The 11,362-nt window shown below is 62.9% G+C and carries 11 protein-coding genes; all 11 read right to left on the bottom strand.

The window, feature by feature from the left end; all coding sequences use genetic code 11:
• Positions 1-49: 49 nt before the first annotated feature.
• A complete protein-coding gene (locus tag W930_RS0102080) occupies positions 50-682 on the bottom strand; it encodes a DUF4189 domain-containing protein (RefSeq protein WP_081255977.1) in 633 nt (210 codons plus the stop codon).
• 467 nt (positions 683-1,149) lie between these two features.
• On the bottom strand, positions 1,150-1,686 hold the full coding sequence (locus W930_RS0102075) for a phosphoribosyltransferase (protein WP_023596511.1): 537 nt from the start codon (positions 1,684-1,686) through the stop codon (positions 1,150-1,152).
• 27 nt (positions 1,687-1,713) lie between these two features.
• Positions 1,714-3,054 carry an adenylosuccinate synthase gene (locus tag W930_RS0102070; protein ID WP_023596512.1) on the bottom strand — a complete coding sequence of 447 codons (1,341 nt, stop codon included), beginning with the start codon at positions 3,052-3,054 and terminating at the stop codon, positions 1,714-1,716.
• 74 nt (positions 3,055-3,128) lie between these two features.
• Positions 3,129-4,289, bottom strand: a complete 1,161-nt coding sequence (locus W930_RS0102065) for an ATP phosphoribosyltransferase regulatory subunit (protein WP_023596513.1) — start codon at positions 4,287-4,289, stop codon at positions 3,129-3,131.
• A gap of 38 nt (positions 4,290-4,327) precedes the next feature.
• A complete protein-coding gene (locus tag W930_RS29425) occupies positions 4,328-4,519 on the bottom strand; it encodes a DUF2065 domain-containing protein (protein WP_023596514.1) in 192 nt (63 codons plus the stop codon).
• A 72-nt stretch (positions 4,520-4,591) separates the two neighbouring features.
• Complete coding sequence (gene hflC / locus W930_RS0102055; protein ID WP_023873944.1) at positions 4,592-5,491, bottom strand: protease modulator HflC; 900 nt, start codon at positions 5,489-5,491, stop codon at positions 4,592-4,594.
• 12 nt (positions 5,492-5,503) lie between these two features.
• Positions 5,504-6,823: an FtsH protease activity modulator HflK gene (hflK, locus tag W930_RS0102050; protein WP_024788402.1), complete on the bottom strand. Its 1,320-nt coding sequence runs from the start codon at positions 6,821-6,823 to the stop codon at positions 5,504-5,506.
• A gap of 252 nt (positions 6,824-7,075) precedes the next feature.
• Complete coding sequence (gene hflX, locus W930_RS0102045; RefSeq protein WP_023873940.1) at positions 7,076-8,245, bottom strand: GTPase HflX; 1,170 nt, start codon at positions 8,243-8,245, stop codon at positions 7,076-7,078.
• Between the two features lie 99 nt (positions 8,246-8,344).
• The gene (gene hfq, locus W930_RS0102040; protein WP_010807283.1) at positions 8,345-8,581 is read right to left on the bottom strand and encodes an RNA chaperone Hfq; all 237 of its coding nucleotides are present in this window, start codon (positions 8,579-8,581) and stop codon (positions 8,345-8,347) included.
• 126 nt (positions 8,582-8,707) lie between these two features.
• Positions 8,708-10,045, bottom strand: coding sequence for a ribosome biogenesis GTPase Der (gene der / locus W930_RS0102035; RefSeq protein WP_023596518.1), 1,338 nt, complete (start codon positions 10,043-10,045; stop codon positions 8,708-8,710).
• A 78-nt stretch (positions 10,046-10,123) separates the two neighbouring features.
• Complete coding sequence (gene bamB, locus W930_RS0102030; RefSeq protein WP_051399350.1) at positions 10,124-11,299, bottom strand: outer membrane protein assembly factor BamB; 1,176 nt, start codon at positions 11,297-11,299, stop codon at positions 10,124-10,126.
• Positions 11,300-11,362: the final 63 nt, after the last annotated feature.

The raw sequence follows: 11,362 nt of genomic DNA, 5'->3' as shown, positions 1-11,362 counted from the left end.
CGTCGGCCTTTCGCAAGGCACCAGCCGTCCAACGTCCCGACAACCGGCGTCACCCAGCGTCGTCACAGGCGTCCGGCTGCCAGACGTAGCGGTTCGTCTCCTTGTCAAAACAACGGGTAGCCTGAAAGCGAACTGTACAGCCGTTGTCGTAGGTTCGCGTGCAGCCGAGCGCATCGCATCGGGTCTGCATTCGGATCACCTGACCTGTCGGGATCCGGCACTGTGCGGGAGAAGCCTGTGCCGCCGGCGGCGGTGGCAGTCTGCGGCCCGGTCGTTGACCGTTGTCCGCCCACACTTGCGCGTTCTCCAGCGTGCATTGCCCCGCGCGCTGACACACCACGAAAGCGTCCCCGATTGCCGCCTCCTGCGTGTCGCCGAGCGCCACACCGACCTCGCCATTGGTCGCTCGCACCACCGCCCAGTAGGCGGGGCCGTTTCCGGCCATCAGAACTTCACATCGCCCTCCCCGGCTCCCCGCCGAGAACTGGGTCCGGCACCGGCTCAAGGCCGCAACTTTGGCCTTGGCCATGGATGTCTGGTTGGTCACGTACACGAGTCGAAACCCGCCCGACCCGCGTACCCCCGCCACGGCAGACGCCGCAAGGCCCGACGTGCTGGCCAAGCCCAACAGGCAGGACAGCCACATCGCAAGCATCACGGAAAGATAACGACTTCCATTCATCAGGGCGTAACCGCTGGTGCGGGAGCAACGAAGGCGTGAACCGATGCCCTCATCAAACCACACGACACCGCCTGACGAAGCGCGAAACAAAGGGGATTTTCGGGGGCATTATGGCCCGTCCAGCGTGGCGGCCATGCGCGCATGGGGCTCATCGGTGTCGCCGCTGCCTTGTAGGGTTGACGCGGCCACCGGCGTTCCGGCCCACTTCCCGGGAGTCTCGATAGAGAGAGCGATGCAGCGCGATAGCACGTCGCGGGCCGAAGAAGCGCACACCGAAACGGCGATACCGCCTCAAGTCGTCGGATAGCCGCTGCCAAAGGGCCTTCGGCATGCAAAGTCGCCGAAAAGCCGATATAACACTCCCGCCAAAGAAAAAGGCGGTGCATCTTTCGATATCACCGCCTTCCGGCAGAAGTTCGGCAGTTGGACGCCCCTGTCAAGGCGCGTCCAGTGCCTGCAAATTTCGCTCAGGTGCCGCGTTTGATCCAGGCCGCCAGGTTGTGCGGGCGCAGCGTGTCGTACTCTTCGAACGGCTGGTGAATCCATGGGTTCGTCGGCAGGAATTCCACGGCGTAGTCGGGCGCCACCTTCGAGCAGGCCTTGTGCCAGAGCACTGCCGAGCGCACGTCGGTCACGGCAGGAAATCGCTGCTTGAGGTGCTGGCCCACGCGCTCGAGCGTCACGCCCGAATCGACCAGATCGTCGACCAACAGCACGCGGCCTTCCAGCTCGCCGCGCGTGATGGTGATGTACTGAGCGATATCGAGGTCACCGCGCACGGTCCCCTCGGCTTCACGATACGAACTGGTCGCCAGAATCGCGAGCGGCACGTCGTAGATGCGCGCGAGCTGATCGCCCACGCGCAAACCACCACGGGCCAGACACAGGATCTTGTCGAACTTCCAGTTGGACTCATGGACCTTAAGCGCCAGACGCTCGATCAGCCGGTGATACTCTTCCCACGAGACCCAGAGGTTCTTATCGTCGTTTTGGGGCAGATTCATGGTGTGCCTTGCCAGTCCTACGGTATTTCAGTTCTTGAAGGGGTGACGCAACAGGATGGTTTCGTCGCGATCCGGGCCGGTCGACACCATATCGATCGGGATACCGCTCACCTCTTCGATGCGCTTCAGGTAATTCTGCGCCTGAACCGGCAATTGATCCCACGACGTCACGCCGACCGTGCTTTGCGACCAGCCGGGGAAGTCCTCGTAAACCGGCTCGCAACGCGCCACATCGACCGCACCGCGCGGCAGGATATCCACCGTCTTGCCGTCGATCTTGTAACCCACGCACAGGCGCACGGTGTCGAGGCCGTCGAGCACGTCGAGCTTCGTCATGCACAGGCCGGTCACGCCGTTGATCTGGATCGAACGCTTGAGCGCCGCGGCATCCATCCAGCCCGTGCGACGCGGACGTCCCGTGACCGAACCGAACTCCTTGCCGACCGTGGCCAGTTGCAGCCCGATGGGTTCCTGACGGGCGGGGTTGTCCGCATCGTACAGTTCGCTCGGGAACGGACCGGCGCCCACACGCGTGCAGTACGCCTTGGTGATGCCCAGAACATAGTGCAGTTGTTGCGGACCAACGCCGGCACCGGCCGAGGCGGCGCCCGCCACGCAGTTGCTGCTGGTCACGAACGGATACGTCCCGTGATCGATGTCGAGCAGCGTCCCCTGGGCACCTTCGAACAACAGCTTCTGGCCTTCACGGTTGGCCGCGTAGAGCATCTGCGACACGTCGGCAATCATCGGCTGCAGACGCGGTGCGTAGCTCAGCATCGTGTCCAGCGTTTCCTGGAAGTCGACAGCCTTCGCGCCCAGATATTGGGTCAGCACGAAGTTGTGATAATCGAGGTTTTCACGCAGACGATCGGCGAACGTCTTCGGATCGAACAGATCCTGGACACGCAGGGCACGGCGCCCGACCTTGTCTTCGTAGGCCGGACCAATGCCGCGACCGGTCGTGCCAATCTTGCCGGCACCGCGACGCGCTTCACGCGCCTGATCGATGGCGACGTGGTACGGGAGAATCAGCGTACAGGCCTCGGAAATGCGAAGGCGGCCGCAGACATCCAGGCCAGCGCTTTCGAGTTCTTCGATTTCCTTGAACAGCGCTTCGGGCGAGAGCACGACGCCGTTGCCGATGTAGCAAGTGACGTCCTTGTGCATGATCCCCGACGGGATCAGGCGCAGAATGGTCTTCTTGCCACCGATGATGAGCGTGTGTCCGGCATTGTGACCACCCTGGAAACGCACCACGCCTTGCGCGTGATCGGTCAGCCAATCGACGACCTTACCCTTGCCTTCGTCGCCCCATTGGGTTCCGATAACGACGACGTTGCGTCCCTGATTCAAAGCATTGCCGGACATAACAATAGTTGGTTTGGTTAAAAACGTATTCTACCCGTGTTGACGGACGCTAGTGCCGCTTTTTTCAGCGGGGTTCACCGGGGTGTCACTACCCATTGCCCATCTTTCTCGACGAGTACGCGGTCTCCCGTGAATTCCTCGAAATCCTGGTCGTGGCCGGGCAACATGCGGATGACCACCTCGCCCGCGTCGCGCAGGCCATCGATCTTCGCGCGCAGACCCGGCACATCGTCGGCCGGCGCCAAAATCGCGTTACTGCGCGCTTCCACCGGCGAAATAGCTGCCAATTCTCGCAAATCGAGCGAAAAACCAGTGGCAGGACGATCACGTCCGAAGGCCTGTCCAACCTTGTCGTAACGGCCACCGCGCGCGATCGCATTCGGGATGCCGTCCACGTAAGCGGCGAACATCACGCCGCTGTGGTACTGGTAGCCACGAAGATCGGCCAGATCGATCGAAAGGACGGCGGGTCCGTCCTTGCCTTGCGAAGCCGCCAGATACGCCAGATCATCCAGTGCGGCCTTCACGCCCGGCAGGTCCGGCAGCGCGTTGCGCGCGCGCGCGAGCGTCTCGGCCGGTTCACCGTACAAGGTGGTCAGGGCAAGCAGCGCATCGCGCAGGTGCGCGGGCAGATCGCGCGTCAACTCCTGCAGCTGGGGCACGTCCTTCGTCGCGAGCGCGCCGAACAGCTGGCTTTCAATGGCCTCCGCCGCCGGCACGCCTTCGATCAGCGCCTCGAGCACGCCGGCGTGACACAAATCGATACGAATCTGCTTCAGACCCGCCAGTTGCAGGCAGTAGAGCAGCAACTCCTGGATCTCGAGATCGGCTTCCAGGCCGCTGTGACCGAAGATCTCGGCACCGATCTGGAACGGCTCGCGGGTCGCCAGCAGATTGCGTGGGCGGGTGAAGAGCACACTGCCCGCGTAGCACAGGCGGGTCACGCCCTTGCGATTAAGCAAATGTGCATCGATACGGGCGATCTGCGGCGTGATATCCGCACGCAGGCCCATCGTGCGTCCCGAAAGCTGGTCGACGAGCTTGAACGTGCGCAGATCGAGGTCATGCCCGGTCCCCGTGAGCAGCGACTCGACATATTCGAGCATCGGCGGCATCACGAGTTCGTAGCCGTAGGTACGGAATCGATCGAGCATGAGACGGCGCAGATCCTCGATCTTGCGCGCCTCGGACGGCAGCACGTCGGCGATATTTTCGGGAAGTAGCCAATTCGGCATGGGTAGTTCGGTATTCAGACGGCGCGCAAAGGCGCCTTTTAGTAGTCGGCCAGCAGCATCAGAATCAGCCCCAGCGAGACGGCGGCCAGGCCGAAGAAGCGAATCTGGCCGGACGGCATTTCCGTTATTTTACGAAAACTTTGCCGCCACCGGTCCGGCGCGACAAACGGAAACATTCCCTCGACGATCAGCATGAGGGCAAAAGCGAGAATTATCGTGCTGCTGGTCACAGGGAGGCTCGGCCAAAACGCCACCGCCCGCGATTGACGCGGGCGGTGGCAGCTACTCGGATGTCAAGAGCGCTATTTTCCCGCTTTTCCGGCCGACGCGCCAGCACCACCGGAACTGCGCATGAATCGGAAGAAATCGCTGTTCGGGTCGGCGATGATCACGTCCTTCTTGTCGCGGAAGGTGGCCTTGTACGCCTCCAGACTCTGGTAGAACTGCGCGAACTGCGGGTCACGCCCAAAAGCCTGGGCATAGATGCCAGCCGCGGTGGCGTCGCCCTCACCCTTGACCTGCTGGGCCTTGGCATACGCTTCGGCCACCACGACGTCGCGCTGACGGTCCGCATCGGCACGAATCTGTTCGGCCTCGGCGGCGCCTGTCGAACGCAACTCGTTCGCCACACGCTTGCGCTCGGCCGCCATCCGGCTATAGACCGAATCGCTGATGCCCGCGGCCAGATCCACGCGGCGCATCCGCACGTCGACGATCTGGATGCCAACCTGCGCGGCGTCCTCGCCCACCTTCTGCTTGACCCACTGCATCACCTGCTCGCGCTGCGTCGACACGACTTCGGTCACCGTACGCTTGGTGAAGGCCTCCTGAAGGGCCGAGCGAATCTGCTGCGTCAGGCGATCCTGGGCGAGACGATTGTCGCCCTTGAAGCTCACATAGAACTTTCGCGGGTCGACGATGCGCCATTTCACGTAGGAATCGACGATCAGGTTCTTCTTCTCGGCCGTGATGAAGCGCTCCGGCTCCGGGTTATCGATGGTCATGATGCGCTTGTCCAGATACAGCACGGTCTGGAGCGGCGGCGGCAACTTGAATTTCAAGCCGGGCTGGCCATAGACATCCTTGATCTCGCCGAGCGAGAACACCACGGCGTAACGGCGCTGATCCACCACGAACATGGTCGAGGCGAGCACGATCAGCAGGACGATCAGCGCGACAATAGCGGTTCCAATACGGTTCATGCGCTTATCCCCTTAGCGTGAATCGCGGTCGCGGTTGCGCAGTGCCGCGCGCGAACGATCATGGTCGACATCGTTGTTGTCATCAGCGGCCGGTGCACCCGCCGCCGAACCCGTGCCGGCGCCGGACGCCGGTGCAGGGGTCGACGCGTCGCCGCGCGAACGCTCCATGATCTTGTCCAACGGCAGGTACAACAGACTGTTGTTCTTCGAGTCCACCATGATTTTCGTGGTACGCGAGTAGATCTGTTGCATCGTGTCGAGATACATCCGCTCGCGAATCACGCCAGGCGCCTTGGCATAGGCTTCCTGCACCGACTTGAAGCGATCGGCATCACCCTGCGCCTGCGATACCACGCGCGCCTTGTACGCGGCGGCTTCCTCGGTCAGGCGCGAGGCCGTACCCTTGGCGCGCGGTATCACGTCGTTGGCATAGGCCTGCGCTTCGTTCTTCGCACGCTCCAGATCCTGGCCGGCCTTCACGGCGTCGTCGAATGCGGCCTGCACCTGTTCTGGCGGCTGCACGCTCTGCATCGTCACGCTCGTGACGAGAATACCGGTCTTGTAGCTATCGAGAATGCGCTGAATCGACGTGACGAGTTCGTTGGCGATTTCCTCGCGCCCCGCATAGAGCACAAAATCCATCTTGCTCTTGCCGACGATTTCGCGAACCGCCGTCTGGGCCGCCAGATTCACCGACGATTCGGCGTCCACGTTATTGAAGAGGAATTCGGTCGCGTCCTTGATGCGGTACTGCACGGCAAAGCGCACGTCGATGATGTTCTCATCGCCCGTGAGCATGGACGAATCCTTCAGATCGGTGTCGCGGATCGTATTCGAGCGGCCGATCTCGACCGACCGGATTTGCGACATGTTGACGATCTCGACCGACTGGAAAGGATAAGGCAGGCGCCACTGAATCCCGGAGGTCGTCGTGTATTTGTACTTGCCGAATTGCGTGACAACGCCGACCTGGCCTTCCTGCACAATGAACACGCCGGTAGCGAGCCAGATGAGGAACGCCAGCGCGACAACGACGCCCACGCCGATGCCCGACCCACGCGAGCCGCCGGAGACATTGCCGGAGCCGCCGTTGCCGCTTCCGCCGCCCTTGCGGCCAAAGATACGGTTCAGGCGCCGGTTGAAATCGCGCCACAATTCGTCGAGATCGGGCGGGCCGTCCTGCTGCGGGCCTTGGGGTCCGCGTTGCGGCTCCTTCGGATCCTGCGAATTCGGTGGATTCGCACGATCAGGGCGGTTCGGCTCCTGATTGCCGGACGGCGTGTCGCCGCCGCCGTCCCGCCCCCAGCGCGGGTCGTTCAGGGAGAAAATCAAGCCAACTCGTCGCATCAAAGCTCTTGGAAGCATAGGTAGAAGCGTGGTGACTGAAGCGGTCTTGGCGTTGCGACCGGCGCCCGCGCTTCGGAGCGCGCATGCTGCCGGTTCGCGCGTGGTTCCCGAATCTGGTTTGCCGATCGGCGGCCTTGCCCGGCCTCCGTCTAGTCTCTTGCCAGTTCGTCACCCGTCTCGGGTCGCGCTGCCGGTATTCCCCGTGGCAACCCGCCCTTCACGGTGCGACGTCTCGTGTTATCTGTCTTCTGCGCGCGGCGCATCTTCCCAACGGTCGATGAGCCGGACATCGGGCGCTTCGTGTTGCGATTGTAACCCAGCAGTGCCGGCCACAACCGCTTCGCTGATGGCCTCGCGCAGCAGATCGAGGCCCTGGCCGGTACGTGCGCTCAGGAAGACGCGTGTGATGCGCCCCGCCTCATCCCGCTCGATTCTCGGCCCTTGCGCGGCCAGTTCCGGCACCGCGTCGATCTTGTTCCAGACGAGAATCTGCGGGATGTTCGCCGCGTCGATCTCCGCCAAAACGGCATTGACCTCGGCCATCTGCTCCTGGCGCACCTGACTCGAGGCATCCACCACATGCAACAGCATGTCGGCGTGCACCGTCTCCTCCAGGGTCGCCCGGAATGCCGCCACCAGTTGGTGCGGCAACTCGCGGATGAATCCGACAGTGTCGGACAGCACGATGTTCCCGACTTCGCCAAGATAAACGCGACGCGAGGTCGTATCGAGCGTGGCGAACAGCTGATCCGCGGCGTAGGCATTGGCCTTCGTCATCGCGTTGAACAGCGTGGATTTACCGGCGTTGGTGTAGCCGACGAGCGAGATCGACATGGTGCCGCTGCGCTGGCGCGCCCGGCGTTGCGTGTCGTGCTGGCGCTTTAGCCGCTCCAGCCGCGCCGTGAGCGACTTCACGCGCTCGCCGAGCAGACGGCGGTCCGTTTCGAGCTGCGTCTCACCCGGCCCTCGCAGGCCGATACCCCCCTTCTGACGCTCGAGGTGGGTCCACGCCCGAACGAGGCGCGTGGACAAGTACTGCAACTGCGCCAGTTCGACCTGCAGCTTGCCCTCGTGACTCTTCGCGCGCTGGGCGAAGATGTCGAGAATCAGGCTGGTACGGTCCTCCACGCGACGTTGCAGCAGGTGTTCGAGGTTTCGCTGCTGACCGGGTGTCAGCGCGTGGTTGAAGATCACCAGGTCGACGTCGTATTCCGCGATCGCGGCGCGCAATTCTTCCGCCTTGCCGCTGCCGATGAACAGCTTCGCATCGGGGCTGTGACGGCGACCGGTAATGGTCACGACAGGCGTGGCGCCTGCGGATTGCGTCAGAAGGTCGAGTTCCTGGAGACTGGCTTCGAAATCGAGTTTGCCGAAATCGATGCCGACGAGCGCGGCGTTGGTGGTCAAGCTACGCTGAGACTGGGTGTTGGGACTGTTGGACAAGAGCGGGCGATGGGGAAGAGAAATTCGCCCGGCCGGAGAGACTCCCGGTCGGGCGAGCCTGAATCAGGACTGCTCGGCTTCCGGATGGAAATTCACCGGACGCGCAGGGACGACCGTCGAAATGGCGTGCTTGTACACCATTTGGGTGACCGTGTTGCGCAGCAGGACGACATACTGGTCGAACGACTCGATGTTTCCCTGCAGCTTGATACCGTTGACCAGATAGATCGAGACGGGAACATGCTCCTTACGCAAGGCGTTCAGAAACGGGTCTTGTAGAAGTTGCCCTTTGTTGCTCATAAGTTACTCCATTGTATTTTTAGCAAATGACCGTAAGCCAGGGCGTGTGCGCGCTTCCCACCCTGACCTCCACACTATAGCCGATTTTGCTAGCGTCGCCAGCAAAACCCCGCCCGGGACTGGCTTTCACTCGCCCTTGGCGTAAGGGTTCGCGCTGTTGCGGAACTCTATGCGTAATGGAGTGCCCTTCAACTTAAAAGTTTCGCGGAAGCGGTTCTCCAGGTAGCGGCGATACGTGTCGGTCACGCCATCCAGATTGTTCCCGTGGATAACGATGATCGGCGGGTTCGATCCCCCCTGGTGCGCGTAGCGCAGCTTCGGACGAGAGAACCCCGAACGACGCGGCTGCTGGTGCTCCACCGCCTCGATGAGCGCCTTCGTGAGCTTCGGCGTGGGCAGCTTGCTCATGGCCGCGGCGTAGGCCTCGTCCACCGAGCGCATCAGCGGGCCGATACCGGTTGCCTTCGCGGCCGAAATGAAGTGGAAGTTCGCGAAACTCAGGAATTTGAGTTTGCGTTCCAACTCCTGCTTCGCCTGGTCCCGGGTGTACTCGTCCAGGCCGTCCCACTTGTTCACACCGACGACCAGCGCGCGCCCCGACTCGAGAATGAAGCCGGCGATGTGCGCGTCCTGATCCGAGATGTCCTGACGCGCGTCGAGCATGAGAATCACGACATTGGCGTCCGCGATCGATTGGAGCGTTTTCACAACCGAGAACTTCTCGACCGCCTCGAACACCTTGCCGCGACGGCGCAGACCCGCCGTATCGATCAGCGTGTACTGCTTGCCCTGACGCTCGAAGTCGATGTGAATCGAGTCGCGCGTGGTGCCCGGCATGTCGAAGGCGATCACGCGCTCTTCGCCGAGCAGCGTGTTGACCAGCGTCGACTTGCCGACGTTGGGGCGCCCGACGATGGCGATGCGCACACGGCCGTCATGCTTCGCATCGTCGTCCTCTTCGTCCTGGTTGGCATAGAACGGTGCGATCGCTTCGTCGATCACCTCCTTCACGCCATCGCCGTGCGCGGCGGAAATCGCCAGCGGATCGCCCAGACCTAGTTCGTAGAAGTCGTTCGCCACGGTGGTGTACTTCATGCCCTCGGCCTTGTTGACCACGAGCATGATCTTGCGTCCCGTCTTGCGCAGGTATTCGGCGATGATCTGGTCCTGCGGCGTGAGGCCCTGACGCCCGTCCACGATGTAGATCACCACGTCGGCCTCGACCACGGCCTGGCGCGTCTGCTTGGCCATTTCGTGGAAGATGCCGTCCTTGGCCACGGGTTCGAAGCCGCCGGTGTCGATCAGCAGATACGGGTGCTCGCCCACGCGCCCCTCGCCGTAGTGACGGTCGCGCGTGAGCCCGGGCATGTCGGCGACGAGCGCGTCGCGCGAGCGGGTCAAACGGTTGAATAGCGTCGATTTACCGACGTTGGGGCGCCCTACGAGCGCGATCACGGGTTTCATGAATAAGCCCTAAAAACGAAGACGGCCGGCGCGCTGCCGGCCGTTCCCGGAAAATGCCCGGGTGCTGCCGGTTACCGGTTATTCCGGACGGAAGCCATAGATGTTGCCGTCGCGCGTCTGGACCACCAGCGTCTGGCCGGCCAGCACCGGCTGCGCGCTGATCGCGCCGCTCAACTTGACGCGGGCGAGAATGTCACCGTTGTCACGCGACAGGAAATGCAGATAGCCCTGCTTGTCACCCACGACCACCACGCGGCCGAGCGCCAGCGGCGCCGACAGGTCGCGGTACTTGAGCTTGTCGTTCTGCCACAGTGTACTGCCATCAGCCGCATTGAAAGCGTACACGGCGCCGTCGGTATTGACCGCCGCCACCACGCGCTCGTCCTGCGACACGCCGTTCGGCGACGAGAAATCACGCGCCCAAAGGCCATTGCCGGTCTGCACGTCCACGCAGCCCACGCGGCCCTGGAACGACGCACCACAAACTTGACGGCCGAAAACGACCGGCGAGCCCGTGACGTCATTCACGCGCTCGACCTCCGTCACGCCCTTCGGGTACGACAGCGGCGTGATCCACAGCGGATTGCCCGTGTTGGCGTCGAGTGCCACCAGCTTGCCGCCCGGGAAGCCCGTCACGATCGCACGGTCGCCCACGAATGTCATGCCGGTGCCGGTGCGCAGCGTGAGCGTGGAGGTCGGCTGCGAATACGACCAACGCACGCTACCGGTGCCGGCGTCGAACGCCGTCACGCGGTTATTGATCGCGCGCACCACCACCAGACCGCGACCGACGAGCGGCGCGGTCAGCACCTCGCTGCCAGCGTTGGCCTTCCAAGACGGCTTTCCGTCATGGTCGAAAGCGATCACGTCACCCTTGTGCGTGGCGACAACCGTCGTCTCGCCGTCGCTACCCGGGCCGGCGGTGATGTTCGTGTCGGCCTTGGCCGACCAGGTCGATGCCCCCGTGTCCGCATCCACGCGCACGACGCCGCCGTTGGCGCCGGCCGCAAACACGGCATTGCCCACCGCGACCGGGGCAAAGCTGTAAGCGCCCGCCTTGCCGACGCTCGCCGTCCAGATTTGCTTGACGGTCAACGCCTGCTTGATCTCCGTGAGCGGCGTCGGCTCATGCGCCGGCTTGCTGCCGAACAGACCGCAACCACCCAGCGTGCCCAGCACCGCCAGCGCCAGCGCGGCGCTGCCCACTCGCTTGAAAATGCCACGGCGCGACGGCTCGGACTGTGACATGGCCATCGTTTGCGGCATCGATCGACGGAAGTCGTTAAGGATCATCATGTACCCGGTTATGCGTTATGG

The sequence above is a fragment of the Pandoraea sp. E26 genome (assembly GCF_000681415.1).
Classification (GTDB): domain Bacteria; phylum Pseudomonadota; class Gammaproteobacteria; order Burkholderiales; family Burkholderiaceae; genus Pandoraea; species Pandoraea pnomenusa.
This window is presented reverse-complemented; position numbering and strand designations above follow the sequence as displayed.

Coding starts and splice junctions, on each gene's coding strand:
- hfq (WP_010807283.1), bottom strand. CDS start 8,581: ATGAGCAACAAAGGGCAACTTCTACAAGACCCGTTTCTGAACGCCTTG.
- W930_RS0102070 (WP_023596512.1), bottom strand. CDS start 3,054: ATGTCCGGCAATGCTTTGAATCAGGGACGCAACGTCGTCGTTATCGGA.
- W930_RS0102065 (WP_023596513.1), bottom strand. CDS start 4,289: ATGCCGAATTGGCTACTTCCCGAAAATATCGCCGACGTGCTGCCGTCC.
- der (WP_023596518.1), bottom strand. CDS start 10,045: ATGAAACCCGTGATCGCGCTCGTAGGGCGCCCCAACGTCGGTAAATCG.
- W930_RS0102080 (WP_081255977.1), bottom strand. CDS start 682: ATGAATGGAAGTCGTTATCTTTCCGTGATGCTTGCGATGTGGCTGTCC.
- hflC (WP_023873944.1), bottom strand. CDS start 5,491: ATGAACCGTATTGGAACCGCTATTGTCGCGCTGATCGTCCTGCTGATC.
- bamB (WP_051399350.1), bottom strand. CDS start 11,299: ATGGCCATGTCACAGTCCGAGCCGTCGCGCCGTGGCATTTTCAAGCGA.
- W930_RS0102075 (WP_023596511.1), bottom strand. CDS start 1,686: ATGAATCTGCCCCAAAACGACGATAAGAACCTCTGGGTCTCGTGGGAA.